This window comes from Nocardiopsis oceani (assembly GCF_054777395.1).
Genome location: NZ_BAAHAR010000001.1, coordinates 45136 through 70536, shown reverse-complemented (window position 1 = coordinate 70536; position 25401 = coordinate 45136). Strand labels below are relative to the sequence as shown.

The window sequence follows — 25401 nt, the reverse complement described above, 5'->3', positions numbered from 1 at the left end:
TGCGGTGCTACAGCGGCGGCGCGAGGCGGGCGTAGCCCCGCAGGGCGCGCGGGGACAGGCGGGACAGGGCCAGGCCGACGTGCGCCTCACCGGTGACCGGGACGATCTCCGGGCCGGACTCGACGGCGTCGGCGATGCGCCGGGCCGCCTTCTCGGGGGTGTAGCCGCGCAACCGGTAGAGGCGGTTGAGCCGGTCCTTGGCGCCGGAGACCTCGCCCATCCCCGAGAGGCGGGCGTTGCTGATGATCCCGGTGTTGATCAGACCCGGGCACACGGCGGTGACGCTGACGCCCTGCCCCGCGAGCTCGCCGCGCAGGGAACGGCCGAGTCCCAGTACCGCGGCCTTGGTGGCCGAGTAGGCGCCGTACAGGCGTGAGGGCAGGTAGGAGGCGGCGGAGGCCGTGTTGACGATCCTGCCGCCCCCACCGGAGGCGACCATCATCGGGGCGAAGGCGCGGCAGCCGTTGATCACGCCCCACAGGTTGATGTCGACGACCCGCTCGAGGTCTTCGGTGCTGGCTTCGAGGAAGGGCCCGGCCACGCCGATACCCGCGTTGTTGACCACCAGGTCGGGGACCCCGTACTGGTCGCGCACCCACGCGGCGAGCTTGTCCATGGCGGCGGAGTCGGTGACGTCCACGCGCTGGGCGCTGGAGCCGGGCGTGATCATGGCGCAGAGTTCGGCGGTGCGCTCGGCCGCCGGCGCGTTGATGTCGACCGCGACGATCCGGGCCCCGCGCTCGGCCAGCTCGAAGGCCAGGCACCGGCCGATACCGCTGCCCGCGCCGGTGATCACGGCGACCTGTCCGGCGAAGGCGCCACCGTGGCGGCGGGCCTGCTGCGCGGTGAGGTTGCGGGCCGGGCGGGGGGCACCGGACTCGATCTCCTCGACGAAGGCGCGCACGCGCCGCGCGACGGGTGCGGGGTTAGAGCGTACGGACCAGTGGCCGCCCTTGAAGCGGTGGAAGCGGAAGTCCTCGACCCAGCGCCCCGCGTTGGACTGCACCTGCTCGACCATGAACGCGTCGTGTGTGGGTGCCAGCGCCTGGACCGGCACGTGCGTGCGGCGCTCGGTGGGTTTGGTGAAGCGGCGGAGCATGTTGGCCCGGTACAGGGACAGGCCGTTGAGGTAGTCGCGGGTGGCGCGCTTGGCGGGCACCCGGGGGCCGCCGCCGATGCGCTCCAGCCCGGCCAGGGCGGCACCGCCGACCCCGGTGAGCCAGGCGGCCTCGGGCAGGCCGGGGGTGCTGAAGAAGCCGATGTAGCTGGAGCGCACGGCCTGGCGCAGGACGTTGCGGACCCCGTCGGGGGCTTTCTTGAGCCAGTGGCCCGCGTGGTCGAGGTTGGGGCCGGAGACCGAGGTGAAGGACGCGAAGCGGTGCGTGTGCTTCGGCTCGGTGACGGCGTGCCAGGTCTGGATGGAGCCCCAGTCGTGCGCGACCAGGTGGACTGGCCGGTCGGGGCTGACGGTGTCGACGACGGTGCGCAGGTCGTCGGCGAGCTGGTCCATCAGGTAGCCGGACCGGTCGTCGGGCGCGGTGGAGCGCCCGGCGCCGCGGACGTCGTAGGTGACGACGTGGTACTCGGGTGAGAGCTCGGCGACGAGGGAGTCCCAGACAGTGGCGTTGTCCGGGTAGCCGTGCACGAGGACGAGGGTGGGCTTCGTGCGGTCCCCGGAGGAGTAGACGGCCAGGCGCTGGCCGTCGGTGGCGGTGGCGTAGCGGTGCGGTCTGGTGCTCATGCGGTCGTTGTCTCCTCGCTGGCGCCGACGGTGGTGAGGGAACCGGGGGTGGGGGCGCCGACGGTGGGCAGGGAGGCGTGGGAGCCGCTGTTCCACCGGCGGACGTGCGGCAGGTCGTCGTCGAGCCAGTAGGCGTTGTCTTCGGTGACGACGAGGATCTCCTCGAACTTCACGCCCATGTCGCGGAAGCCGATGTGGGGCTCCACCGCCCACATGCCGGGGGTCGCCGGGTGGGCGGAGATGTCGCCGTCCGCCCACAGGGGTGAGCGGTGGTGCATGCGCTCGACCACGAGGTCTCCGAACAGGGTCTGGAGGGAGCGGATACCGAAACCGGCGACAATTCGCTTGGGCAGGCGGGACTCGACCTTGCCGACCTGGTGGGCGATCACGCGGCCGGGGTAGACCCGGTGCCGGTTGTCGTAGCCCTGCTCGCGGATGAGGGCGTCGACGGCGCGGTAGACGTCCTGGAGGGTTTCACCCGCGCGCACCCTTTCGACGATGAGTTCGCGGTGCGCGCGGAGGTCGTCCATGAGGCGGTCGTGCAGGGGGTTCTCGCCGAGGTAGCCGGAGTAGCCGATGTCGGCGACGTAGCCGTCCCGGACCGGTGCGCAGTCGAGGATGAAGGGCATGCCCTCCTCCAGTCGCCGCCGGGTCGGGAAGAACTGGAGGGGGACACGGAAGTTGCGGAAGGCGGTGCGGTCCCCGAACCAGGCGAAGGGGGTGTGGAACCAGTCCTGGACCCCTCGGCCCTCCAGGTGTTCGCGGATGCGGCGGGCGGCCTCGCGCTCGGTGACCCCGGGCTCGAGGGTGGCCGCCACGTCGCCGGCGGCCTGGTAGGCGAGCTGCTGGAGCTCGCGGAAGGCGTCGAGATCGGCTTGGGAGGCTGTGTTCCCAGTCACGTTCTTATGAGACATCCCGTCATGTTAGACATCGTGTCAGTAAGTGTCCACGGGTGGGGGTGGGGTTTCGAGCCGGTCGGCCCTGAGTGCCCGCGCACGCAGCCGCTCCCGCAGGGGCGGGCAGCGGGTAGGGGGGCAGGTGCCGGGTGGCGCGAGGAAGGCGGATATACGAAGAGGGCGGTGCCCCCAAGTGGGGAGCACCGCCCTCTCGTCGTTCGGTGGCCGCTGTGACCAGGGATGATCTTGCCCCTGTCTCCACCTTCGGCGCCCGAGAGTGGAGACAGGGGCAAGATCATCGGGTGTTAGTGGGCGCCCTCGTAGGTGTGGAGGGACTCGCTGATCTTCTCGGCGGCGGACACGACCGCCTGCGAGTGCATGCGCCCGGGGGAGCGGCTGAGGCGCTCTATGGGGCCGGAGACCGAAACGGCGCCGATCACGCGCCCTCCGGGGCCGGCCACGGGTGCGGAGACCGAGGCGACACCCTGCTCCCGTTCGGCGACGCTCTGCGCCCAGCGGCGGCGGCGCACCTGGGAGAGGCTGGCGGCGGTGAAGCGGGCGCCCACGAGTGAGCGGCGGATGCGGTCGGAGTCCTCCCACGCGAGCAGGACCTGGGCGGCCGAGCCGGCGTTCATGGGCAGCTCGCTACCGACCGGGACGGTGTCCCGCAGGCCGCTGCTGCGCTCGGAGGCGGCCACGCACACCCGCAGGTCGCCCTGGCGGCGGTAGAGCTGAGCGCTTTCGCCGGTCAGGTCGCGGAGTTGCACGAGGACCGGGGCGGCCACGGCGAGCAAGCGGTCCTCCCCGGTGGCGATCGACAGCTCACCCAGGCGGGGGCCGAGCACGAAGCGGCCCTGGCTGTCCCTGGTGACCATGCGGTGCCGCTCCAAGGCGACAGCGAGCCGGTGGGCGGTGGGGCGGGCCAGACCGGTGATCTGGACCAGCTGGGCCAGCGATGCGGGGCCCGATTCCAATGCGTCGAGGACGGACATTGTCTTGTCCAGGACACCGACACCGCTGGATGAGCTAGAGTTGTCCATGGCTTGATATTGCCGTCTCGATATGTGGAATGCAAGTCGGCCCGCACATGCGCCGCAAACCGCGCGCGAGGCCAGCGGCGCCCACAGTTCCTGAGAGGCCACTGCCGAGACGCGCCAGATACGCTAGACACGAGAGAGGCGATCGCCCATGGCACGCACGATGGCCGAAAAGGTCTGGGAAGAGCACGTCGTCCGACGTGCCGACGGCGAGCCGGACCTGCTCTACATCGACCTCCACCTCGTCCACGAGGTGACCAGTCCGCAGGCCTTCGAGGGCCTGCGCCTGGCGGGTCGCCCCGTGCGCCGTCCGGACCTGACCATCGCCACCGAGGACCACAACGTCCCGACGATGGACCTCCTGGCACCCATCGCCGACCCCGTGTCCCGCAAGCAGGTCGAGACGCTGCGCAAGAACTGCTCGGACTTCGGCGTCCGCCTGCACCCGATGGGCGACATCGACCAGGGCGTCGTACACGTGGTCGGCCCTCAGCTGGGCCTCACCCAGCCGGGCATGACGGTGGTCTGCGGCGACAGCCACACCAGCACCCACGGCGCGTTCGGCGCGCTGGCGTTCGGTATCGGCACCAGCCAGGTCGAGCACGTCCTGGCCACCCAGACCCTGCCGATGCAGCCCTTCAAGACCATGGCGGTCACGGTCAACGGCCAGCTCAAGCCGGGTGTGTCCGCCAAGGACATCATCCTCGCCGTGATCGCCAAGATCGGCACCGGCGGCGGCCAGGGCTACGTCATCGAGTACCGGGGCGAGGCCATCGAGGCCCTGTCCATGGAAGCCCGCATGACCGTGTGCAACATGTCCATCGAGGCGGGCGCCCGCGCCGGGATGATCGCCCCGGACCAGACCACGTTCGACTACGTCCAGGGCCGCCCGCACGCCCCGCAGGGCGCGGACTTCGACACCGCGGTCGAGCACTGGAAGAGCCTGCGCACCGACGAGGGAGCCGAGTTCGACGCCGAGGTGGTCCTTAACGCCGACGAGCTCAGCCCGTTCGTCACCTGGGGCACCAACCCGGGCCAGGGCGTGCCGCTGCACGCCGAGGTGCCGGACCCGTCCTCCTACGAGGACTCCTCCGCCCGTGCCGCCGCCGAGAAGGCCCTGCAGTACATGGACCTCGAGGCCGGGACCCCGATGCGCGACATCAAGGTGGACACGGTCTTCCTGGGCTCGTGCACGAACGGCCGGATCGAGGACCTGCGGATCGCCGCGGAGATCGTCCGCGGGCGCAGCGTCGCCGACGGCGTGCGCATGCTCGTCGTGCCCGGGTCCATGCGCGTCAAGGAGCAGGCCAACGAGGAGGGCCTCGGGAAGGTCTTCGAGGAGGCCGGCGCCGAGTGGCGCGAGGCGGGCTGCTCGATGTGCCTGGGCATGAACCCGGACCAGCTCAAGCCCGGTGAGCGCAGCGCCTCCACCTCCAACCGCAACTTCGAGGGCCGCCAGGGCCGGGGAGGCCGCACCCACCTGGTGTCCCCGCAGGTCGCCGCCGCCACTGCCGTGCGCGGCACCCTGTCCTCGCCCGCCGACCTGGTCTCCGAGTAGACCCCGACCCCGTCAGGAGAGTCCTCCCATGGAGAAGTTCGACGTCCACACCGGTCGGGCCGTCCCGCTGCGCGCCAGCAACGTCGACACCGACCAGATCATCCCCGCCGTCTACCTCAAGCGGGTCAGCCGCACCGGGTTCGAGGACGGCCTGTTCGCCGAGTGGCGCAAGTCCGACCCGGATTTCGTGCTCAACCGACCCGAGTACAAGGGTGCGGACGTGCTGATCGCCGGTCCGGACTTCGGCACCGGCTCCTCCCGAGAGCACGCCGTGTGGGCCCTGCAGAACTACGGGTTCAAGACCGTGCTGTCCTCGCGTTTCGCGGACATCTTCCGCGGCAACTCGCTCAAGGGCGGCCTGCTGACCGTTCTGCTGCCGCAGGAGGTCATCGACCACCTGTGGGAGGCCGTCGAGGCCGACCCCGCCACTGAGGTGACGGTGGACCTGGTCAACCGCGAGGTCCGCGCCCCGGGGGTGCAGGAGTCGTTCGAGCTCGACGACTACACCCGCTGGCGGCTGCTGGAGGGTCTGGACGACATCGCGCTGACGCTCCGTCACACGGACGAGATCGGGGCCTTCGAGGCCGGCCGCGAGCGCTGGAAGCCGGTCACGCTGTAGGCGCAAAACGCCGATCTGAAGCGGGATCGGGGGTCGTTGTGACGCAGCGCACCCCCGGTCCCGAATAATTTTACCTTTACTTGACGTGAGCAACTGCTTACGGTCTTTGTGTCCTTAAGCTGGGCGTGTCCCGCGCCCGGAATCCGGTTATACGTAGGCATTTGAGGCCCACAGAAGGGGGCAAAAGGGACTGCCTCCCCTGTCCCGTTCGTTGGCCCGAACCGGTCGCGGAGGGTGACCTTGCAGGTCGGGAGGGGCCCGACACGCCTTCTCCGCAGGCGTTTGTATTTGTGTAAAGGGCTCTGCTTCCCCTAATTTCGTGCGAGCAAGGGGGAACCGGAGGAACCTTATGAACAAGCGTGACCTGATCGACGCGATCTCCGACCGTCTCGGAGACAAGAAGACCGCGACCGAAGCGGTCAACGCTGTGCTTGAAACCATTCAGGCCACCGTGGCGTCGGGCGACAAGGTCGCCATCACGGGCTTCGGCGTTTTCGAGAAGTCCGAGCGTGCGGCTCGCACCGCGCGCAACCCCGCCACCGGCGACACCATCAACGTCCCCGCGAGCTTCGTTCCGAAGTTCCGCGCTGGCGCTGATTTCAAGGCGCTGGTCAACGGCGACAAGAAGTAGTCTCGCCGCCGTCAGGCGTGCAGGCCGTCATCCGCCCGGGTTCCCCACAAGGGAGCCCGGGCGGAGCGCTGTCCGGGGCGGACGGACCGCCCTCCGGGCCGGGAGCGGGGGCCGGTTCTGCACCGCCGGAGCGGGGCGGCACCGCTTCAGCGCGCGCACCGGGCGCCGACCGGCACCCGGTCCAGGAGCTCCCTCGTCCGGGGGCCCACCCCGAGCGCCGCAGCGGCCGCCAGATCCTCGGGGGTGTCCACGTCCCGTCGAACCGACCCCACCCCTGGGAGGACCAGTTCACGGGCCCCACCGGCCAGATGGCGGGCGCGGGAGGCTCCTTCGAAGGCAGGGGCGAGCGGTTGCCCGGCCGTTGCGGCCAGCAGCGTGGTCCCCACGCCGGGGGTGTCGGGCAGGAACGACCGCCCGTGCGCCGAGGCCGCCGCCAGAACCCTCTCCAGCTCGATCGGGCGCAGCGCGGGCAGGTCCGCCGACAGCGCGCACACCCCGCCCCCGGGCACCCGGTCCCGCGCGGCACGCGCCCCGTGCTCCAGAGCGGGGTTCAGCCCGCCGTCCGGTTCGCCCGGCACCACCACCGCGCCGAGACGGGCCAGTTCGGCGCCGGCCCGGGGGTCGTCGGTCACCGCGAAGACCGCGCCCGTGGCCGGGCACGCCCTCGCGGCGGCCACCGTGTCGCAGGCGATCGCCAGCGCCAGGCGCTCCCGGTGGTCCCCGGCGGCCCGGGCCAGTCGCGACTTGGCCAGGCCGAGGTGCTTGACTGGGACGATCAGGGACCAGCGCACCCCGAAGCGCACAGCCCCGCCCCGCTCTCCAAAGCCGGTCACTGTTCCCCCGGGACGTCGATGCGGCAACGACAGTGACGAGGGTAGGCGTTCGGGGTCAGGCGCGGCGCGGGCACCCTGGGCGTGTTGGTCCGGGCCGCCGTGCGGCGCACCCCGGCACACCAGCGCACCCTAGACTGAATCGGTTGTGCTCTCAGGCGCCTGACCGGGCGGGGAGCGAGAAGTAAGGAGTCCCGTGGCCAAGCAAAGAGAATCGCGATGGGTCCAGTGGGTCGTGTCCCGGATCGTCCGGTTCGCCCTGTGGCTGGTGACCAAGCCGGATTGGAAGGGCACCGACAACGTTCCCGCCAAGGGCGGCGTCATCATCGCCGCGAACCACCTGTCGGTCACCGACCCCCTGACCGTCGCGCACTTCCTCTACATCGGGGCGCGCCGCTGGCCGACCTTCACCATGAAGGACGCGGTCATGAAGATCCCCGTGGTCCGCTCGGTGGCCAAGAGCACCGGCCAGATCCCGATCAAGCGCGGCAGCGCCGACGCGGTCAAGGCGCTCAGCGAGGCCGAGAAAGCGCTCACCGAGGACGGTTCTTCGGTGATCTTCTACCCCGAGGGCACCTGCACCCGCGACCCCGAGCTGTGGCCGATGACCGCAAGGAACGGTGTGGCGCGGCTGGCGCTGATCACGGGGGTGCCGGTCGTCCCGGTCGCGCACTGGGGCGAGCACAAGCTCCTGCCCTACGGGGAGAAGAAGCCCCGGCTGCTGCCGCCGCGCAAGCGGATCCAGTTCAACGCGGGTCCGCCGGTGGACCTGTCCGAGTTCCGGGACAAGCCGCTGACGGCGACCGTCCTCGACGGTGCCACCGCGGCGATCATGGCCGACATCACCGCGCTGCAGGCGGAGATCCGCGGGGAGACCCCGCCCGCCGAGCCGTTCGACTTCAAGAAGGCCCGCCAGCAGGCCGCCGAGGCCAAGCGCGCCGAGCGTGCCGAGCTGGGGGGCGAAGGCAAGAGCCAGGGCGAAGGCACAGACGAGAGCGGAGAGAGCGCTGAGGGCTCGGGGGAGCCGGCCGCCAGCGACGACACCGCCAACGGTGACAACGGGAAGAAGAACACGGGGGCATGACCGACCTGATGAGGGCTGACAACGTGAAGGTCGCGGTTCTGGGCAGCGGGTCTTGGGGGACCACGTTCGCCAACGTCGTCGCGGACGCCGCGGACCTCGCGCGCAAGAACGGTGAGGAGACCGCGGCGGAGGTGGTCCTGTGGGGGCGCCGGGACTCGGTGGTCGACGCGATCAACGAGTCCTCGGAGAACCCGGACTACTTCCCGGGCGTCACCCTCAACGCGGGGCTGCGCGCCACCACCGACGCGGCCGACGCGCTGGACGGCGCAAGGGTCGTGGTGCTGGCGGTGCCCTCGCAGTCCCTGCGGGAGAACCTGGCCGCCTGGCGCCCCCTGATCCCCGAGGACGCGGTGGTCGTCAGCCTCATGAAGGGCGTCGAGCTCGGCAGCCTCATGCGGATGAGCCAGGTCATCGGCGAGGTCCTGGACTTCCCGCAAGAGCGGATCGCCGTGGTGTCCGGGCCGAACCTGGCCCGGGAGATCGTCGAGCGCCAGCCCGCCACCGCCGTGGTGGCCTGCCCGCACGAGGAGACCGCGGTCTTCCTCCAGGTGCTCTTCAAATCGGCGTACTTCCGCCCCTACACCAGCACTGATCTGGTGGGGGCGGAGATCGGCGGCGCGATGAAGAACGTGATCGGCCTCGCGGTCGGCGTGGCCGAGGGCATGGGTTTCGGCGACAACACCAAGGCCTCGCTCATCACCCGCGGGCTGGCCGAGACCACCCGCCTCGCGGTGACCCTCGGCGCCGACGAGCACACCCTGTCCGGGCTGGCCGGTATGGGCGACCTCGTGGCGACATGCTCGTCCCCGCTTTCACGGAACCGGACCTTCGGTGAGAAACTGGGCGCCGGCAAGACCCTCGACCAGGTCGTCGCCGAGACCAGGCAGACGGCGGAGGGGGTCAAGTCCTCCGAGTCGATCCTCGAACTCGGCTGGGCCAACGGGGTCGACATGCCGATCACCGAGTCCGTCGTCAAGATGATGCACCACGACATGAGCCCTGCCCAGGCCCTGGTGGCGTTCATGTCACGCAGCACCAAGCCGGAACGCTACGGGGTCTGAGAGCGAGCACGATGACACACACACCTGGTTCCGGGTACGCGGGAGAGCACACGCGTGCGGTGTCCGCCCCGAAGGCACCGGTCCCCGCCGAGCGCCCGATGCGGATGCCCGTCCACCGCGCCACCACCTACGCGTTCGACACCTCCCAGGGGTTCGCGGACGTGCTGGCCGGGACCCAGGACGGGTACTCCTACGCGCGCATCGACAGCCCCACCGTGGACGCGTTCGCGGACGCGGTCGCGGCGCTGGAGGGCGCTGGGCTCCCGGACCGGGTGCGCGGCCAGTCGTTCGCCTCCGGCATGGCGGCGATCAGCACCGTGCTGTTGGCGCTCACGGAGGCAGGGGCGCACGTCGTGGCGTCCCGTTCCATCTACGGCAACACGTACTCGCTGCTGGACCGGCTGATGCGCCGGTTCGGGGTGCGCACGGACTTCGTGGACATCACCGACCTGGATGCCGTGAGCGCCGCGGTGACCCCGGAGACGCGCGTGGTGTTCACCGAGACGCTGTCCAACCCGGCCATGACCGTTTCGGACCTGCCCGAGCTGGCGCGGATCTCCCGTGAGGCGGGTGCCGCCCTGGTGGTGGACTCCACGTTCGCCTCACCGGCAGTCTGCCGCCCTTTGGAGTTCGGCGCCGACATCGTGGTCCACTCGGCCACCAAGTACCTCGGCGGCCACAGCGACACCACCGGCGGCGTGGCCGTGGCGTCGCCCGCCCTGATCGACCGCATCCGCTCGGCCAGGATCGACCTGGGCCCGTGCCTGGCCCCGGACGAGGCGTACCTGCTGCACCGAGGGCTGGAGACCCTGCCGCTGCGCGTCCAGCGCCAGTGCGAGACCGCCGCGGCTTTCGCCGCCGCCCTGTCCGACCACCCCCTCGTGGAGCGGGTCGACCACCCGTCCCTGCCCTCGCACCCCGAGAACGCGCTCGCGGGCAAGCTCTTCGACCAGGGCCGCTACGGCGCCGTTGTCACCGTCCACCCGCGCGGCGGCACCGAGGAGGGCATGGCGTTCGCCGACCGCCTGCGGGTGGCCACCATCGCCGCCTCCCTCGGCGGCACCCACACCCTGGCCGGGCACGTGGCCTCCACCTCGCACCGGAGCATGAGCGGAACCGAACTGGCGGCGGCGGGCATCTCACCCGGTGCGGTCCGCTTCTCCGTCGGGCTGGAGGACCCGCGGGACCTCATCGACGACGCCCTCGCGGCGCTCGACGCGGGTAAGTGACACATACGGGGGTTTTCTCCCGGTTCAAGTTCCATCAGCAGGCGAGATAGGGTCAGGCAGCATGTCGTCCGAGCAGCGCAAGATTAGGGTCGCCGTCGTCTTCGGCGGACGTAGTTCCGAACACGAGATCTCCTGCGTCACCGCGGGCAGCGTCCTGTCCGTCATCGACCACGACCGCTACGAGGTCGTGCCGGTCGGCATCACGCCCACCGGGAACTGGGTCCTGGCCTCCGGCGACCCGGAACAGTTGCGGATCGAGGAGGGCACGAAGGCCCTCCCCACCGTCTCCGAGGACGGCGTGGAGCTGGCGCTGCCGTTCGACACCGCCGGTCAGCTCATGACCGTGACGCCGGACCAGGGCCCCCAGCGGCTGGGCGAGGTGGACGTCGTGCTGCCGCTGCTGCACGGGCCCTTCGGCGAGGACGGCACCATCCAGGGCCTGTTCGAGATGATGGGCGTGCGCTACGCGGGCGCCGGCGTGTTCTCCAGCGCCGCAGCCATGGACAAGGTCTTCATGAAGGCCCTCCTGGTCGGCAACGGGATCCCCACCAGCGACTTCGTCGCCATCACCGAGCGCACTTGGCGGACCGAGCGCAAGAAGGCACTGGACGACATCGCCGAGCTGGGCGAGACCGTGTTCGTCAAGCCCGCCCGCGCCGGGAGCAGCGTCGGCATCAGCCGGGTCAAGGACTCCAAAGACACCGACGCCGTGATCGCCGCGGTCGAGGCCGCCCGCGAGCACGACCCCAAGGTCCTGGTCGAGGCACAGGTCGTCGGCCGCGAGGTCGAGTGCGGCGTGCTGGAGGCGGAGGACGGCGGTACCCCCGACGTCTCCCTGCCCGCCGAGGTGCACGTGGCGGAGGGCTTCGACTTCTACGACTTCGAGGCCAAGTACCTGTCCACGAGCGGCCTGACCATCCCCGCCGAGATCCCGGAGGAGGCCGTCGCCCGCCTGCGGAAGATGGCCGCCGACGTCTTCGAGGCCATGGGCTGCGAGGGCCTGGCCCGGGTGGACTTCTTCTACACGGAGGACGGCCGGGTCCTGGTCAACGAGCTCAACACGATGCCCGGCTTCACGCCGTCCTCGGCCTTCCCCCAGATGTGGGGTGCTACCGGCCTGGACTACACGGCGCTCGTCGAGCGGATGATCACCACCGCCCTGCGCCGCAACCCGGGCCTGCGCTAGCCCCACACCCGGAAACGCAGCCACTCAGCACAGACGTCTGCCACAGGCCCGGCCGCCCCGAACGGCGCCGGGCCTGTGGTGTGCCCACGCCCGGCGCCGCGGTGATCCACGGTTGTCCACAGCACTGCCCGCCCGCAGTGGCGCCGGGCAGTCCGCACGTGTTCTCCTCGAATTCAGGGGGCGCTGGCCCCCGCCCGCCTCATGCTGCCCGCACCCACGTGTCTATGGGGATTCTTTCGGAAAAGGCGTACGCTGAAATGGTGTTCTCGCTACGCTCAGGAACGTTCTGGATACCGCAGGGAGTCCTTTATGACGTGTGCTGTGCAAGAGCGATCGGAGGGGTCTGAGATGGACCTCCACACGCTGGCCGAAAGCCTCGAACTCCCGGATGGTTACCGCGCGGAGATCATCAACGGGAGCATCACTGTGTCGCCAACGCCCACGGTCAGGCATGCCGACATCGTTACTGAAACCCACGAGTCCCTACTGGAGTCCGGACTCCGGGATCGCGGGCTACGGGCGTTGCAGATGATCACAGTGGAGATCGCTAAGACGGGTGATCGCTACGTACCAGATCTGGTGGTGATGCCGACGTCTCTGGCCAGGGGGCAGGGCTGGGACGGAGCGTCATGGATCCGGCCCGCCGAAGAGGTGGAGCTGGTTGTGGAAGTTGTCTCGCCCAGCAGCGCACACCATGACTGGGTGGACAAGGCGAAGGGCTACGCCCAGGCCTCGGTCCCCCTCTACTTGGTCGTTGATCCGAAGCAGGAAGAGGTTGCTCTGTTCCGCCAGCCCGAGGGAGACGAATACCAGGAGGTCACCCGCGCTCGTCGAAGCGGGTCCGTGCGGCTTCCGAAACCCTTCGACGTGAAACTCGAGGTCGCCGACCTGTTGCTCACCTACTCCTGAGGACGGACGCTCTGACCGATCTCAGTCGAGGGGCGGGCGACCACGTGCGGCGCCCGCCCCTCGGTGCGTGTGCGGGCTACTGCGCCTGAGGCGGGCCCTGCGGGCGGTTCGGGCCCGCAGGCGGGGTCTGGTGCGGGTTCGGGGGAGCTTGGGGCCCCTGAGGGTTCTGAGGTGCCTGGGGTGCGGCGGGTAGGAGCTCCCGGGCGAGGACGGTGCCGCCCGCGGCCGCGGCGGGGAACACGGCCACCGCCACGAACGGGATCGCCAGCAGGAAGTAGGTCGGGATCGCAAAGCCCAGTACCCGCAGGCGGCGCTTGCGCATGTAGTGGCGGCGGTCGCGGATGCGCACCAGTCCACGCCTCTCGAAGGCGCTCGACGTCAGCTCGATCCCCACCAGCCAACCGCCCGCCACGGCGGTCAGCACGGGGGCCACCAGCCAGCCGACGAACGGGACGAACCCGAACAGGAACGCACCGACGGTCACCGTCAGGGACACCAGCACGATGCCCGACGACTGCCGCACCGAGCGGGTGACCGACGACAGCAGGGCCTCGTCCGCCTCTTCCGGTGCGTCGCCCAGCTCCTCCTCGACCCGCTCGGCGATCTTGTCGTAGATCGGCGACCCCAGGGCCAGCGTCACCGTCGTGAACGCCACCACCATGACCAGGACCGCGGCGGCCGCGGCCACCACCGCCAGGGCACCCCGGAACAGGCCCAGCCAGATCTCGTCCCAGCCATCGGCGAACGGCGTCGCCCACGCGACCAGGTCCGTGACGTTCATGACCAGCACCACGAACGCCGCCAGGAACAGCAGCGACGTGATCAGCGCGGGCAGCGCGCCCAGGAAGAACAGACGCGGCCGGCGCAGCACGATGCCGAGACCGCGCAGCAGGACACCGAAACCGCCGAAGACCTCACGTACAGGATTCACGTCGGAACCCTAACGGTCGGAGACCTGCCGGTACCACCCTTCCTGGGCCAACAGCTCCTCGTGGGTCCCGGACTGCAGCACCGTCCCGTCGCGGACCACGTAGATCCGGTCGACCCGGTCGAGGCCGGTGAGGTCGTGTGTGATGAGCAGGGTCGAGAACCCCTGGGCGGCGGCCAGGAGGTCGGCCACCACCGCGTCGCGGGTGTCCGGGTCCAGGTGAGCGGTCGGCTCGTCCAGGACCAGCACCTTGGGGGCCGCCAGCACCGCGCGGGTCAGGGCCAGCCGCTGCCGCATACCGCCGCTCAGCCCCATGCCGTGCGAACCCACCTGTGTGTCCAGGCCCTTGGGCATGGCTTCGACCTCGCCGGCCAACCGTGCCCGCCGCAGCGCGGCCCAGAGGTCCCCGTCCTCCGCGCCCGGCCGGGCCAGCCGGAGGTTCTCGCGGAGCGTGGAAGCGAACACGTGCGGGTCCTGCGGGACACCGGACACCACCCGGCGCACCTCGTCCGCGGGGTAGTCGGTGATGTCGGTGCCGCCGATCTCCACCCGCCCGCCGTCGGGGTCGAGGAAGCGCAGCAGCACCGAAGCGAGGGTGCTCTTGCCCGCGCCGCTCGGCCCGACCACCGCGACGGTCGCCCCGGCGGGGATGTTCAGTTCCACGCCGTCCAGCGCCCACGGCTCCTCGGGGCCGTACCGCACCCGCAGGTCGCGGACCCGCACCGTGGCGTCGGCCTCCGGGTCGATCTCCAGCCCTTCTCTTGCCGGAGGTGACACCCCGGGCGGTGTGTCCAGGACGCCGAACAGCCGCTCGCCGCTGGCCCGGATCGATCCCAGCTTGGCCGCGACGGCGGGCAGCGGGGCGACGATCTCGAAGGCGGCGAGCGTGGTCAGCACCAGCACCGCGAGGGCGGTGGGGCCGATCGAACCGTCCTCCACGGCGAGCACCCCCAGGAAGAGCGCGCCCCACACGGTCAGGCCGGTGATGAGCGCGTTCGCCCCGGCGCTCAACCCGAGGGTCGCGGCATCGCGCCGGGCCACCCGGGTGAGTTCGGCGTCGGCCTCGTAGACCCGCGCCACCTGGCGGTCCATGGCACCGTAGGCGACCAGGTCCGGAGCTCCCTGGAGGGTGTCGACCAGGGTGGTGGAGAGCTTTCCACGCGCCTGTGCTTCGCGCCGGCCGGGGCCCTTGCCCAGGGCGGCCGCGGCCAGCGGGACCGCGAACCCGGCGAGCAGCAGCCCCGACGCCAGCAACAGGCCGCCCGGCACGTACACCACGGTCAGGAAGAGGACGGTCGCGCCGCCGGTCACCACCGACACCAGCGGCGGCGTGAGGCCGCGGACCAACAGGTCCAGGGTGGCCTCGGTGTCGTTGACCAGCCGGGACACCAGATCACCGGAGCGGAATCGGCCGAACGGCTCCGTTCTGGCGAGCCGTTCGTACACGCGCACCCGCACGTCGGCGAGGGTCCGGAAGGCGGCGTCGTGGGTGACCAGCCGCTCCAGGTAGCGGGCCACCCCCTTGCTCACACCTAGGGCGCGGGTGGCGACCACGGCCGCGCTCAGGGCGGTGATGGAAGGGTGGTCGGCAGCGGTGGCCAGCATCCACGCCGCCACACCGAGCAGGGCCACGCCCGAGCCGGTGGCGGCGGCACCGAGCAGCACGCCCAGCGCGAACCGCCCGCCGCGGGGCCAGGCCAGCGCGATCATCCTGCGCAGCGGGTCCCTGCGCCGCTCGCGCTCACCGGTGGCGACGGTGTGCGCGCCCTCAGGGTCCTCGGCCGTACGCGCGGCCGTGTCCGGGCTCATCGGATCGCCTCCTGGGTCGGTAGCGGCAGTGCGGCTGTCCGCAGGTTCCCGCCGAGGGCGGACTCGGCCCAGCCGGTGTCGTGGGTGACGATCACCGCGGTGCGCCCCTCGAGCAGGCGGGTCACGGCGGTGCGCACCGCCTTCGCGTTCTCCGGGTCCAGGTGGGCGGTGGGTTCGTCCAGCAGCACGAGCGGCGCGTCCCGGCACATGGCCCGGGCCAGCGCGATCCGCTGGCGCTGCCCGGCGGACAGCCGGGCGCCCCGCTCACCCAGGCGCGTCCCGTAGCCGTCGGGGAGCGCGGAGACGAAGGCGTCCGCCTCGGCGAGGCGCGCCGCCTCCCGGACCCGCTCCATACCGGCGTCGGGCGCCCCCAGCCGGATGTTGTCCGCGACGGACACGTCGAACAGGTAGGGGTGCTGCGGTACCCAGGCGATCCCGAGCCGCCAGTCGTCGGCGGGGACGTCCTCCAAGGGGGCCCACGCACCGCCGGGTGCCCGCACACTGATCCGCCCCTCGGTGGGTTCGCCGAGCCGCAGCAGCAGGGACAGCAGCGTGGTCTTGCCACAGCCGCTGGGCCCGGTGAGCAGCAGGTGTTCCCCCGCGTTGACGGTCAGGTCCAGCCCGGAAAGCGCCGGGACGTCCCGGCCCGGGTAGAGCAGCCCGACCCCTTCGAAGCGGAGGTCACCCGAGGCGGCGGGGGAGGGGGCGCCGGTCGGGGCCGGAGGTCCTTCTTCCTCAGCGCGGTCCTCTCCCCGGCCAGCGCCATGGTCCCCGCCACCGTTGCGGCGGGTCTCCCGCTTGCGCTCCAGCTCGGTGAAGACCTGGTCGGCGGCGGCCACGCCCTCCATGCTCGCGTGGAAGCGCGCGCCCACCTCGCGCAGCGGGAGGTAGGCCTCGGGCGCGAGGATGAGGACAAGCAGGGCGGTGTGGTAGTCCATATGGCCGCCGAGCAGGCGCAGACCCACCTCCACCGCCACCAGCGCCACCGCCAGGGTCGCGAGCAGTTCCAGGGCGAAGGCCGACAGGAAGGCGACCCGCAGCGTGCCCATGGTCGCGGTCCGGTGGTCGTCGCCGACCTTCCGGATGATGGCGGCCTGGGCCTTGGCCCGGCGGAACACCGCCAGGGTCGGCAGCCCTTCCACGACGTCCAGGAAGTGGCCGCCCAAGCGGCTCAGCAGCTTCCACTGCCGGTTGACCCGCTGCTGCGTGTGCATCCCGATCAGCGCCATGAAGATCGGGATGAGCGGCAGGGTCACCATGATGACGATGCCGGAGATCCAGTCCGCCCAGAACACCACCGCCAGTACGGCCAGCGGCACGATCGCGGACAGGACGAGTTGGGGCAGGTAGCGGGAGAAGTACTCGTCGAGGGCGTCCAGGCCGCGGGTGGCCAGGGTGACCAGTTCACCGGCCCTCGGGGAGCCGTCCTCACGGTCGCCGCCCTCGGCCAGCCACACCTTGCCCGACCCGGTCACGTGCGCCACCAGCTTGCGGCGCAGCTGCGACTTGGTGCGGGCGGCGCTGTGCAGCGCGGAGGTCTCGGCGAGGTAGGAGAGCAGGGCCCGGGCGACCGCGACGGCCGCCACCGAGGCGATCATCCAGCCGAGGGCGTCCATGCCGTCCCCGGCCCACGCCCCGGTGATGACGCTGGCGAGGAGCCAGGCCTGGACGAGGATCAGGCCGGTGATCAGCACGCCGCTGACGACAGTGACGGCCAGGTGCGTCCGGACCGCGCCTGCGGTGCGCACCAGGCGCGGATCGAGCGGTTTCATGCGCGGGGACCTCGTGACGTCGGTGGGGTCGGAGTATCTGCCGGTTCGGGAAGGGGCACGGGTCACGGTGCGGACCGGACCCAGTATCCCGGCACGGGACCGGCGCATGCCGTACCCCCGCCTCCCGGGGCGATGCGGGGGGCGGGGGTACGGAGTCGGATTTTCCGGGCGATCTTGCTACCAGAGGCTGTTTCGGCGCCGATTTCGCCTCTCGTAGCAAGATCACGGCTGCTTAGGCGGGCTGTTTCGGTCCTTGGTCGTCGGTGGCCGCGCTCTCCCCGGTGATCTGCGCGCCGGTGACCCGCTGGCGGAAGACCCAGTAGCTCCAGCCTTGGTAACCCAGCACCAGCGGCAGGAACACCACCGCCACCCAGGTCATCACGGTGAGCGTGTAGTCGGCCGAGGAGGCGTTGGCGACGGTCAGGCTGAACGCCGGGTCCGTGGTGGACGGGAGCACGTTCGGGAACAGCGAACCGAGCAGCACGGTGAAGGTGAGCACGACGGTGACCGCAGTGGCGAGGAAGGACCACCCCTCGCGGCGGAACCGGGCCGCCGCGACCCCACCCACCAGGGCCGCGGCGGCGCTCAGGACGAGCGGCTGGGTCCACGGCGCACCGTGTGCGGCCTGGGTCCACAGCAGGAACCCGGCCAGGGCGGGGACCGCGACGCCGGCGGACCACATGGCTGCCTTGCGCGCGCGGGCCCGGACCGGCCCGTCGGTCTTGAGTGTCAGGAAGACGGCGCCGTGCAGGGTGAACAGCGACAGCGTCGTCAGTCCGCCGAGCAGGGCGTAGGGGTTGAACAGGTCGAGCAGGGACGCGGTGACGATGTGGTCGGCGTCCATGGCCACGCCCTGGACGAGGTTGGCGAAGATCAGCCCCCACAGGAAGGAGGGCACGGTGCTACCGAAGAAGATCGCCCGGTCCCACCAGTTCCGCCACCTGTCGCTGTCGCGCTTGTGGCGGTACTCGAAGGCCACGCCGCGCACGATGAGGGCAAGCAGGATGAGGAGCACCGGCACGTAGAAGCCGCTGAACATGGACGCGTACCAGGCGGGGAAGGCGGCGAACATGGCGCCCACGGCGGTGATCATCCACACCTCGTTGGCGTCCCAGACGGGGCCGATCGCGTTGATGGCCACCCTGCGGTCGACGGAGTGGCGCTTGCCCATGAACGGCAGGAGGGTGCCCACCCCGAAGTCGAACCCCTCCAGCAGGAAGAAGCCGATCCACAGGACGGCGATGGCGATGAACCAGATGACAGCCAGTTCCATGGTGCTCCTAGTAGCTGAAGTGCGGGATCTTGGACTCGTCCTCGTCGTCCTCCAGGTCGGGAACGACGTGTGACGGGCCCTTCTTGATGTACTTCCAGAGCAGGCCGACCTCGACGACGAACAGCACGCCGTAGATGGCGGTGAAGAGGCCCAGGCTCATCGCGACCGTCCCGAGGCTGACGCCGGGGGAGACGCTGGCGGCGGTGAGCAGTTCGCCGTGGACGGTCCAGGGCTGGCGTCCCATCTCGGTGAGGACCCACCCGAAGATGTTGGCCATCAGGGCGGCGGGCAGGGCGGCGACGGCCGCGTAGTAGAACCAACGGCCCTTGGGCATCCGTTCGCGGCCCCTGGTGCACCACAGGCCCACGGCCGCGACGGCGATGCCGAACATCCCCAGGCCCATCATCATGCGGAAGGACCAGTACACGACGAAGACGTTGGGCATGTAGTCGCCGGGTCCGTAGTACTCCTCGTAGGCCTCCTGGAGGTTGTTCATGCCGTGCACCTCCCCGTCGAAGGTGCCGGTGGCCAGGAAGCTGAGGACGTTCGGGACGGTGACGTCGATGGGGTTGTAGTGCGCCTCGGTGTCGCCGACCGCGAAGGCGGAGAAGGCGGCGCCCTCCTCCGTCTCCCACAGGGCCTCGGCCGCGGCGAGCTTCATGGGTTCGTACTCGGCGGCGAGCTTGGCCTGGTGGTCGCCGGAGAAGACGGCGAGGGCACCGGCCACCAGGGTGACGACCAGGCCGACCTTGAGGGTGCCGCGGAAGAGCGCGAAGTCCCCCTTGGGCGGGGCGACGCCGGCCTCGCCGGTGTCCTTGTGCTTGGTGTTGCGCCACAGCTTGTAGGCGCTGACCGCCACCACGAACAGTCCGGCGGTGACGAAGGCCGCGGAGACGGTGTGCAGGTACGTGGACCACGCCTGGTCGTTGCTGAGCACGGCCCAGATGTCGTTGAGTTCGGCCCGGCCGGTCTCGGGGTTGATCTCGTAGCCGACCGGTCGGCGCATCCAGGCGTTGGCGGCCAGGATGAAGTAGGCCGACAGGTTGGTCGCGATGGCCACCACCCAGATGCAGGCCAGGTGGATACCGCGCGGGAGCCGGTGCCAGCCGAAGATCCACAGCCCGATGAAGGTCGACTCCAGGAAGAAGGCGAGGAGGGCCTCCATCGCCAGCGGGGCGCCGAAGACGTCGCCGACGAAGCGCGAGTACTCGCTCCAGTTCATGCCGAACTGGAACTCCTGCACGATCCCGGTGACCACGCCCATGGCGAAGTTGATGAGGAACAGCTTGCCGAAGAACTGGGTGGCCTGGAGGTACTCGTGCCTTCCGGTCCGGTACCAGAAGGTCTGGAGCACGGCCACGATGAACGACAGCCCGATCGTCAGGGGGACGAAGAGGAAGTGGTAGATCGTGGTGATCCCGAACTGCCACCTCGCCAGGTCTAGAGCTTCCATGCCCGCCTCTCTGGAACCGACTGTCGGTAGTACTCCACAGCGTAGTACTACAGCTTGTCGTAGTAGAGGGTGCCCCCCCTGTGAGACGGATCGCGCGGGCCTCTGTGCGCGTCGCGGGGTGCGCGCACCGCCGACCGGAACCGCGAACAGCGCCGCGGCGCGTCCCCGGACCGGGAGCGCGCCGCGGCGCTGTGTCGTCTATGGGGCAGGTCAGGCGCCCTGTCCGGGCGTAGCGGGACCGCCGAACATGCCCTACACGCGGGACTCGAGCATGCGCTCCATGTTCTCCACCTCGGAGAGCTGGGCGTCGACCATGCCCTGGGCGAAGTTGGTGACGAGTGCCTCGTTGCCCAGATCCACCTCGGCCTCGGCCATCTCGATCCCGCCGAGGTGGTGGTCGATCATCAGCTCCAGGAACATGATCTCGGCCTCGACGCCCTCGGCCTCACCCAGTTCCACCATTTCCTCGCTGGTGGCCAGGCCCGGCATAGCTTCGGGGACTTCTTCCTCGCCGCCGCCGTGGTCGTGGCCCTCCATCCAGGTCATCGGGGGCTCGGGAGAGCGCGAGTTCAGGTCCCAGGCGGCCAGCCACCCCTGCATCATGCCGATCTGAGCCTGCTGGGTCCGGGCCATGTCCGTGGCCACCGTGTGCAGTTCGACGTCCTCGGTCTCTTCGAGGATGATCATCGACATGTCCACGGCCTGGGCGTGGTGCGCGCTCATGTCGCGGAGGAACCCGGCGTCGGCACTGGTGTCCAGGGGGTAGGACGGACGGCCCAGGAGGAAGCCCCCGAGCAGCGCCAACGCGACCAGGATCACGGCCATCCAGAGCGGGACGGTGCGCTGTGACAGGGGAGGCGCGGTGGTTCCGGTACCGCTTTCCGAGGCCTCATCGGGCTCCGTGCCCTCGTCCTCGTACGACGTTTCGTCGGCGCCGTCGGCGCCGTCGGCGTCTTGGGACGCCGGGTCGGTCGCATTCCCCATCGGAACCACCCTGGTTCAATCGCGCAACTCTGGTGCCAAAGTAGAGGATAGGAAAGTCCTATTCGACCACATCCACCCCAGGAGACCCAGTGGCCAAGAAGAAGACGGCGGAGGAGCGCCGCGCCCGCGCGGCCGCGCTGCGGGAAGAGCAGCGGAAAAAGGAACGCCGCGCCAAAGCCCTCAAGATCACCGGGATCAGCGTAGCGGCTGCTGCGGTCCTGGGGATCTTGGCAACGGCGATCTTCATGGAGTTTCGCGATCGCAACATCGCGGGCGTTGAGGAGTACGAGGTCGGTGACTACACCCACGTCGACCCCCCGCAGAGCGTTGACTACGATCAGTCCCCGCCGGTGGGCGGACAGCACTGGCCCATGTGGCAGAACTGCGACGTGTACTCGGAGCCGGTCACCCCGGAGCTCGCGGTCCACTCCTTGGAGCACGGCGCCGTCTGGATCACCTATGACCCCGAACTCCCCGCGGAGGAGGTCCAGGCGCTCGAGGACTTCTACAACCCCGGCGACTACCTGGTGATCAGCCCCTACGAGGACGAGATGCCGGCACCGATCGTGGCCTCCAGCTGGGGTCGGCAGATCACCGCGGAGACCGCGGACGACGAGGACCTCGGCCGCTTCGTCCAGCTCTACGAGCGCGGCAACGACGTCCCGGAGCCGGGCGCCTCCTGCTCGGGCCAGGTCCAGGAGACCGAGGCGGAGGTCATCGACCAGTTCGAGGCCCAGGGCCAGCCCGAGGAGGGTGCTGAGGACGAGGGCGCCGACGAGGGTGCCGACGAGGAGGCCGACACCGACGAAGACGCGGATGAGGCCGCTGACGACGGGGACACCGAGGAGGAAGAGGAGTAAGGGAGGAGCAGGGAAGCGACCGGCTGACCCGCCGCATCCCGGTACTCCGCAACTCCCACCCCTGGCACGGGAACCGGATGGCCCCCCACAGGAGTCCGGCGCACCCCGGCACGGGAAGACCCGTGGGGCCGGAGACGATCACACGCCTCCGGCCCCACCGTCGTGTCTGGGTGCGTCCGCGGCCGGGAGGCCGATCGCGGTATGACAGGGGGCAGGCGAACGCGGTCACTCGCCGGTGTCGGCGCGCTCGTCCAAGTGCTCGTTGATCAGGTCGCTGACCTCGGTCAGCGCGGGGGCGGGGGCACCGTGGGCGGGCGGCACGGTCAGCTCGACAAAGGCCTCGCGTTCCACCGCCGTGTACAGGGTGGGATCGTCCTCGGGCTGCGGCAGCCACGCCACCCCGTTGATCTCCTCCAGCGTCGAGTCCAACTCCAGGGCGGAGGGGCGCGGGACGCCGCAACGGAGACCGATGGGCGGGTCACCCCAGGCCGCCATGATCTCCGATTCCGGCTGGAGGGCGGCGCGTTCCTGGTCCATGAGGGTGTCCGGGAGATCGGCCACCAGGTCGGCGCAGACCTCGGCGGTCTGCCCGTCGGTTTCGGGGGGCTGCATCTGCACGGTCTGGTTTCCGCAACCAGTAGATACTAGGGCGACGGCGACAGCCGCCCCGAAGTAGCGCTTGAGCACAGGCAACCTCGCTCCGTCGACTCGGTCGACCTCAGATATTGACGATGGGACAGGTAAGGGTACGGGCGATGCCGTCCAACCGCTGGATCCGAGCCACCACCAAGGCGCCCAGAGCATCGATGTCGTCAGCCTTCGCCTGAACAATCACATCGTATGGACCGGTGACGTCGCTAGCCTGCTCGACCCCTTCGATCCCGCGGATCCGACCCGCGACCTCCGCGGACTGGCCGACCTCGGTCTGGATCAGGATGTATGCCTGCACCATGATGACTTCTCCTTCGTGCTGTGCCGGGTGTGCGGTCGAGTGGACGCCTCCCCGGCCGCGGGCACAGCTGATGAGGAACGGAATCCGAACGTGGGGCTCGATGGGGGTCCCGCTCCCGGGCCCACTACCCGGTCCCACCACCGGGTCTAGACCACCTGAGCCGGAGCGTCACCGTACCCTGATCTCTGTGTTGAGCACCATTGGGGGGCTTGGCGAATTCACTCTGATCACACGCGTGACGAGCCAATTCCCCAAGACGGACGATGTAATCCTCGGCCCCGGCGACGATGCCGCGGTCGTGGCCGCGCCCGACGGGCGCACGGTCGCGACGACGGACGTCCTCGTTGAGGGCCGCCACTTCAAACGGGAATGGTCCAGCGCCCGGGACGTCGGGCACCGGGCGGTGGCGCAGAACTACGCCGACGTCGTGGCGATGGGTGCCCGTCCCACGGGGCTGCTCATCGGTTTCGCCGCGCCCGCCGACCTCCCCGTGGCCTGGGCGGAGGAGTTCACCGCGGGGGTGCGTGACGAGTGCGCGCTGGCCGGGGGAGCCGTGGTCGGCGGCGACATGGTGGGTTCGGACACACTGACCATCGCCGTCACGGCCCTCGGTGACCTGGAGGGGCGCGCGCCCGTGCGCCGGGACGGGGCCCGGCCGGGTGACGTGGTCGCCTACACCGGCCACCTCGGCCTCTCGGCCGCCGGGCTGGCACTGCTGGACCGGGGGATCGACGGCCCCGAGGACTGCCTCACCGAGCACCGCAGGCCCAGCCCGCCCTACGGGGCGGGCCCCGAAGCGGCCCGACTGGGCGCGAACGCCATGCTCGACATCAGTGACGGACTGGTCCAGGACCTGGGGCACGTGTGCCGGGCGAGCGGGGTGTATATCGATCTGGAATCGAACTCGCTCCGCCCCGAAGCCGCGCTCCTCGAAGCCGTTCGTGTACTCGGGGCCTTGGAGGGGAACGCTGTGGACGCCGCCCGCGGGCTGATGCTCACGGGCGGTGAGGACCACGCGTTGGCGGCGGTCTTCCCGCAGGAGATCGAGCTCCCGGAGCACTGGCATCGGATGGGAACAGTGCGTGAATCACCGGAGGCTTCGGTGGAAAGCACCGAGAACCCGGTCACCGTCGACGGAAACATAGTCGAGGGCGGCGGATGGGATCATTTTCGGCGTGAATAGGCCGGATTGGATTTGTCCTGTTTGGTGATCGCGCTAGGCTTTGCCAACGCGGCCAGCGCTGCCTTCTCGGCGGCCGTCCGACCTCGTGGAGAGCGAACCCGCGGCGATCCACACGAGGAACCCTCTGACCGGGTAACACCGGCCGGAGCCGAGGAAGGCCAGCGGAGCAGCGTCGAGAGGCGGTATATGGGGCGGCATGGCTAGGCGGCACGGCCCTCGTCGTGGAGCCCACCGCAGCGAGCCGGAGGACGCCGGCGCCCTGCGGCGGTTCGGCGGTCTCCTCGGGAGTACGGTCCCCAAGCGGGTCGAACCTCCGAGGCTGCTCAACGTACTCGTGATCTCCGGAGTGCTCCTCGGCCTCCTCCTGTTCGGCTACAGCACCACCCAGATCTACCTCCAGTTCGGCGGCACCCCCGGCGCCTCGGAGGTGCCCGGTCCCCAGGATGGGGCCGAGCCCAGCCACGACGCCTCGCCGAGTGGCGAGCCCGACGCTGGCGACGCCGAGGACGGCGACGACGGTCCGCAGACCCAGGCGGGGGCCGAACCCACCACCGTCGGCTACCAGGTGCTGGAATCCACGACCACGGGCTTCACCGGCCAGGTCACCGTCACCAACACGTCGTCGACCCCGCTCGACGCGTGGGAACTGGCACTGGCGTTCGAGACCGCGGAGGTCACCGACGTCCCCGACGCCGACTGGGAGGCCTTGGACGACGGGATCCTCGCCCGCCAGTCCGGGACCGACAGCGAGCTGGAGCCGGGAGATTCGGTCTCCCTCACCTTCGAAGCCGTCGGGGTCGCCCAGAGCCCGACCCGGTGCTCGCTCAACGGCCACGTCTGCGACCTCTAGCCTCCGCTGTCACACAGATTGCCTCCGCGCTGTCACGGGGCCATCTCGGTTTCCCCTGACCACCGAGGTACCCGGAAACGCAGAAGGCCCCCCGACCGGAGTCGGGGGGCTCTTCGAAACTGCGGACGGAAGGGGCCCTAGCGGGTCACCTTGCCGGCCTTGATGCACGAGGTGCACGCGTTCACACGCTTGGGCGTGCCGCCCACGCGGGTGCGAACGGTCTGGATGTTGGGGTTCCAGCGGCGGCGGGTGCGACGGTGCGAGTGGGAAACACTGTTACCGAACCCTGGTCCCTTGCCGCAGACGTCGCAGACGGAAGCCACGGTAACTCCATTCAAGCGCTCGGGATCGCGCACGTCGCCGCACGCGAAAGGTCGTCCGACCGAGATCGGGTGGACAGGTCGGCGAGAAAGCCAACCTTGGAAGAGTACACGACGGACAAGCCCGAAAGTGGAATCAGCCCACTGGAGGGCGCCCGTTCGTGCAACGGTGGAACACGGTGCGGCCGAAGCCTGGTGAACCCCCACCGGAGCATCGCAATCTGCCACGCAGGCAT

The 25401-nt window shown here is 70.2% G+C and carries 24 protein-coding genes; 11 read left to right on the top strand and 13 right to left on the bottom strand.

Annotation, left to right across the window (positions count from 1 at the left end; all coding sequences use genetic code 11):
- Window positions 1-7: 7 nt before the first annotated feature.
- The 3 genes from ACYVDG_RS00315 to ACYVDG_RS00305 form a co-directional block, all read right to left on the bottom strand.
- Entirely contained in the window at window positions 8-1741 is a 1734-nt protein-coding gene (locus tag ACYVDG_RS00315) for an SDR family oxidoreductase (RefSeq protein ID WP_460745505.1), read from the bottom strand.
- The gene (locus ACYVDG_RS00310; protein ID WP_460745503.1) at window positions 1738-2655 is read right to left on the bottom strand and encodes a M24 family metallopeptidase; all 918 of its coding nucleotides are present in this window, start codon (window positions 2653-2655) and stop codon (window positions 1738-1740) included. Before ACYVDG_RS00310 ends, ACYVDG_RS00315 begins: the two co-directional genes overlap by 4 nt.
- Before the next feature lie 287 nt (window positions 2656-2942).
- On the bottom strand, window positions 2943-3629 hold the full coding sequence (locus tag ACYVDG_RS00305; RefSeq protein WP_460745837.1) for an IclR family transcriptional regulator: 687 nt from the start codon (window positions 3627-3629) through the stop codon (window positions 2943-2945).
- A 196-nt stretch (window positions 3630-3825) separates the two neighbouring features.
- Here ACYVDG_RS00305 and leuC point away from each other — a divergent pair, with 196 nt between their 5' ends.
- The 3 genes from leuC (at window position 3826) to ACYVDG_RS00290 (ending at window position 6482) form a co-directional block, all read left to right on the top strand.
- On the top strand, window positions 3826-5232 hold the full coding sequence (gene leuC, locus ACYVDG_RS00300) for a 3-isopropylmalate dehydratase large subunit (RefSeq protein ID WP_460745501.1): 1407 nt from the start codon (window positions 3826-3828) through the stop codon (window positions 5230-5232).
- A gap of 28 nt (window positions 5233-5260) precedes the next feature.
- Window positions 5261-5851: a 3-isopropylmalate dehydratase small subunit gene (gene leuD, locus ACYVDG_RS00295; protein ID WP_460745499.1), complete on the top strand. Its 591-nt coding sequence runs from the start codon at window positions 5261-5263 to the stop codon at window positions 5849-5851.
- Between the two features lie 349 nt (window positions 5852-6200).
- Window positions 6201-6482, top strand: a complete 282-nt coding sequence (locus ACYVDG_RS00290) for an HU family DNA-binding protein (RefSeq protein WP_460745497.1) — start codon at window positions 6201-6203, stop codon at window positions 6480-6482.
- 146 nt (window positions 6483-6628) lie between these two features.
- Here the strand turns inward: ACYVDG_RS00290 and cofC are convergent, their stop codons facing one another.
- The gene (gene cofC / locus ACYVDG_RS00285; RefSeq protein ID WP_460745835.1) at window positions 6629-7273 is read right to left on the bottom strand and encodes a 2-phospho-L-lactate guanylyltransferase; all 645 of its coding nucleotides are present in this window, start codon (window positions 7271-7273) and stop codon (window positions 6629-6631) included.
- 235 nt (window positions 7274-7508) lie between these two features.
- Here cofC and ACYVDG_RS00280 point away from each other — a divergent pair, with 235 nt between their 5' ends.
- The 5 genes from ACYVDG_RS00280 to ACYVDG_RS00260 all read left to right on the top strand — a co-directional run bounded on the left by ACYVDG_RS00280 (window position 7509) and on the right by ACYVDG_RS00260 (window position 12781).
- Entirely contained in the window at window positions 7509-8396 is an 888-nt protein-coding gene (locus ACYVDG_RS00280; protein WP_460745495.1) for a lysophospholipid acyltransferase family protein, read from the top strand.
- Complete coding sequence (locus ACYVDG_RS00275) at window positions 8393-9457, top strand: NAD(P)H-dependent glycerol-3-phosphate dehydrogenase (RefSeq protein ID WP_460745493.1); 1065 nt, start codon at window positions 8393-8395, stop codon at window positions 9455-9457. The genes ACYVDG_RS00280 and ACYVDG_RS00275 overlap by 4 nt, the downstream gene beginning before the upstream one ends.
- Before the next feature lie 11 nt (window positions 9458-9468).
- Window positions 9469-10686, top strand: coding sequence for a trans-sulfuration enzyme family protein (locus ACYVDG_RS00270; protein ID WP_460745491.1), 1218 nt, complete (start codon window positions 9469-9471; stop codon window positions 10684-10686).
- Window positions 10687-10747: 61 nt separating this feature from the next.
- Window positions 10748-11872, top strand: coding sequence for a D-alanine--D-alanine ligase family protein (locus ACYVDG_RS00265; RefSeq protein WP_460745489.1), 1125 nt, complete (start codon window positions 10748-10750; stop codon window positions 11870-11872).
- A gap of 348 nt (window positions 11873-12220) precedes the next feature.
- The gene (locus ACYVDG_RS00260) at window positions 12221-12781 is read left to right on the top strand and encodes a Uma2 family endonuclease (RefSeq protein WP_460745487.1); all 561 of its coding nucleotides are present in this window, start codon (window positions 12221-12223) and stop codon (window positions 12779-12781) included.
- Window positions 12782-12857: 76 nt separating this feature from the next.
- On the opposite strand, the gene ACYVDG_RS00255 is transcribed toward ACYVDG_RS00260, so the two are convergent.
- The 6 genes from ACYVDG_RS00255 to ACYVDG_RS00230 all read right to left on the bottom strand — a co-directional run bounded on the left by ACYVDG_RS00255 (window position 12858) and on the right by ACYVDG_RS00230 (window position 21000).
- Window positions 12858-13712, bottom strand: a complete 855-nt coding sequence (locus ACYVDG_RS00255; RefSeq protein ID WP_460745484.1) for an EI24 domain-containing protein — start codon at window positions 13710-13712, stop codon at window positions 12858-12860.
- Window positions 13713-13721: 9 nt separating this feature from the next.
- Entirely contained in the window at window positions 13722-15518 is a 1797-nt protein-coding gene (gene cydC / locus ACYVDG_RS00250; protein ID WP_460745482.1) for a thiol reductant ABC exporter subunit CydC, read from the bottom strand.
- Window positions 15515-17290 carry a thiol reductant ABC exporter subunit CydD gene (cydD, locus tag ACYVDG_RS00245; protein ID WP_460745480.1) on the bottom strand — a complete coding sequence of 592 codons (1776 nt, stop codon included), beginning with the start codon at window positions 17288-17290 and terminating at the stop codon, window positions 15515-15517. The genes cydC and cydD overlap by 4 nt, the downstream gene beginning before the upstream one ends.
- Before the next feature lie 232 nt (window positions 17291-17522).
- Window positions 17523-18563 (bottom strand): cytochrome d ubiquinol oxidase subunit II, encoded by a 1041-nt coding sequence (gene cydB, locus ACYVDG_RS00240; RefSeq protein WP_460745478.1) that lies wholly within the window; start codon window positions 18561-18563, stop codon window positions 17523-17525.
- Between the two features lie 7 nt (window positions 18564-18570).
- A complete protein-coding gene (locus ACYVDG_RS00235) occupies window positions 18571-20016 on the bottom strand; it encodes a cytochrome ubiquinol oxidase subunit I (RefSeq protein WP_460745476.1) in 1446 nt (481 codons plus the stop codon).
- 252 nt (window positions 20017-20268) lie between these two features.
- Window positions 20269-21000: a DUF305 domain-containing protein gene (locus ACYVDG_RS00230; protein ID WP_460745474.1), complete on the bottom strand. Its 732-nt coding sequence runs from the start codon at window positions 20998-21000 to the stop codon at window positions 20269-20271.
- 89 nt (window positions 21001-21089) lie between these two features.
- Between ACYVDG_RS00230 and ACYVDG_RS00225 the strand changes: the two genes are divergently transcribed.
- On the top strand, window positions 21090-21860 hold the full coding sequence (locus ACYVDG_RS00225; protein ID WP_460745472.1) for a DUF3105 domain-containing protein: 771 nt from the start codon (window positions 21090-21092) through the stop codon (window positions 21858-21860).
- Between the two features lie 225 nt (window positions 21861-22085).
- Here ACYVDG_RS00225 and ACYVDG_RS00220 read toward each other — a convergent pair whose 3' ends face one another.
- Together ACYVDG_RS00220 and ACYVDG_RS00215 are read right to left on the bottom strand one after the other, a co-directional pair.
- Window positions 22086-22547, bottom strand: a complete 462-nt coding sequence (locus tag ACYVDG_RS00220; RefSeq protein ID WP_460745834.1) for a DUF3515 domain-containing protein — start codon at window positions 22545-22547, stop codon at window positions 22086-22088.
- A gap of 31 nt (window positions 22548-22578) precedes the next feature.
- A complete protein-coding gene (locus ACYVDG_RS00215; RefSeq protein WP_460745470.1) occupies window positions 22579-22812 on the bottom strand; it encodes an Lrp/AsnC family transcriptional regulator in 234 nt (77 codons plus the stop codon).
- 187 nt (window positions 22813-22999) lie between these two features.
- Between ACYVDG_RS00215 and ACYVDG_RS00210 the strand changes: the two genes are divergently transcribed.
- Together ACYVDG_RS00210 and ACYVDG_RS00205 are read left to right on the top strand one after the other, a co-directional pair.
- Complete coding sequence (locus ACYVDG_RS00210; protein WP_460745468.1) at window positions 23000-23995, top strand: thiamine-phosphate kinase; 996 nt, start codon at window positions 23000-23002, stop codon at window positions 23993-23995.
- Between the two features lie 196 nt (window positions 23996-24191).
- Window positions 24192-24845, top strand: a complete 654-nt coding sequence (locus ACYVDG_RS00205) for a cellulose binding domain-containing protein (protein ID WP_460745466.1) — start codon at window positions 24192-24194, stop codon at window positions 24843-24845.
- Window positions 24846-24982: 137 nt separating this feature from the next.
- Here the strand turns inward: ACYVDG_RS00205 and rpmB are convergent, their stop codons facing one another.
- The gene (gene rpmB, locus ACYVDG_RS00200; protein WP_013151263.1) at window positions 24983-25168 is read right to left on the bottom strand and encodes a 50S ribosomal protein L28; all 186 of its coding nucleotides are present in this window, start codon (window positions 25166-25168) and stop codon (window positions 24983-24985) included.
- Window positions 25169-25401 lie beyond the last annotated feature (233 nt).

Excerpts from the sequence above, each read along its gene's own strand:
- leuD (WP_460745499.1), top strand. The coding sequence starts at position 5,261 with ATGGAGAAGTTCGACGTCCACACCGGTCGGGCCGTCCCGCTGCGCGCC.
- ACYVDG_RS00230 (WP_460745474.1), bottom strand. The coding sequence starts at position 21,000 with ATGGGGAATGCGACCGACCCGGCGTCCCAAGACGCCGACGGCGCCGAC.
- ACYVDG_RS00290 (WP_460745497.1), top strand. The coding sequence starts at position 6,201 with ATGAACAAGCGTGACCTGATCGACGCGATCTCCGACCGTCTCGGAGAC.
- cydC (WP_460745482.1), bottom strand. The coding sequence starts at position 15,518 with ATGAGCCCGGACACGGCCGCGCGTACGGCCGAGGACCCTGAGGGCGCG.
- ACYVDG_RS00205 (WP_460745466.1), top strand. The coding sequence starts at position 24,192 with ATGGCTAGGCGGCACGGCCCTCGTCGTGGAGCCCACCGCAGCGAGCCG.
- ACYVDG_RS00260 (WP_460745487.1), top strand. The coding sequence starts at position 12,221 with ATGGACCTCCACACGCTGGCCGAAAGCCTCGAACTCCCGGATGGTTAC.
- ACYVDG_RS00270 (WP_460745491.1), top strand. The coding sequence starts at position 9,469 with ATGACACACACACCTGGTTCCGGGTACGCGGGAGAGCACACGCGTGCG.
- leuC (WP_460745501.1), top strand. The coding sequence starts at position 3,826 with ATGGCACGCACGATGGCCGAAAAGGTCTGGGAAGAGCACGTCGTCCGA.
- ACYVDG_RS00275 (WP_460745493.1), top strand. The coding sequence starts at position 8,393 with ATGACCGACCTGATGAGGGCTGACAACGTGAAGGTCGCGGTTCTGGGC.
- ACYVDG_RS00310 (WP_460745503.1), bottom strand. The coding sequence starts at position 2,655 with ATGTCTCATAAGAACGTGACTGGGAACACAGCCTCCCAAGCCGATCTC.
- ACYVDG_RS00315 (WP_460745505.1), bottom strand. The coding sequence starts at position 1,741 with ATGAGCACCAGACCGCACCGCTACGCCACCGCCACCGACGGCCAGCGC.
- ACYVDG_RS00235 (WP_460745476.1), bottom strand. The coding sequence starts at position 20,016 with ATGGAAGCTCTAGACCTGGCGAGGTGGCAGTTCGGGATCACCACGATC.
- cydD (WP_460745480.1), bottom strand. The coding sequence starts at position 17,290 with ATGAAACCGCTCGATCCGCGCCTGGTGCGCACCGCAGGCGCGGTCCGG.
- ACYVDG_RS00305 (WP_460745837.1), bottom strand. The coding sequence starts at position 3,629 with ATGTCCGTCCTCGACGCATTGGAATCGGGCCCCGCATCGCTGGCCCAG.
- ACYVDG_RS00215 (WP_460745470.1), bottom strand. The coding sequence starts at position 22,812 with ATGGTGCAGGCATACATCCTGATCCAGACCGAGGTCGGCCAGTCCGCG.
- cydB (WP_460745478.1), bottom strand. The coding sequence starts at position 18,563 with ATGGAACTGGCTGTCATCTGGTTCATCGCCATCGCCGTCCTGTGGATC.
- ACYVDG_RS00265 (WP_460745489.1), top strand. The coding sequence starts at position 10,748 with ATGTCGTCCGAGCAGCGCAAGATTAGGGTCGCCGTCGTCTTCGGCGGA.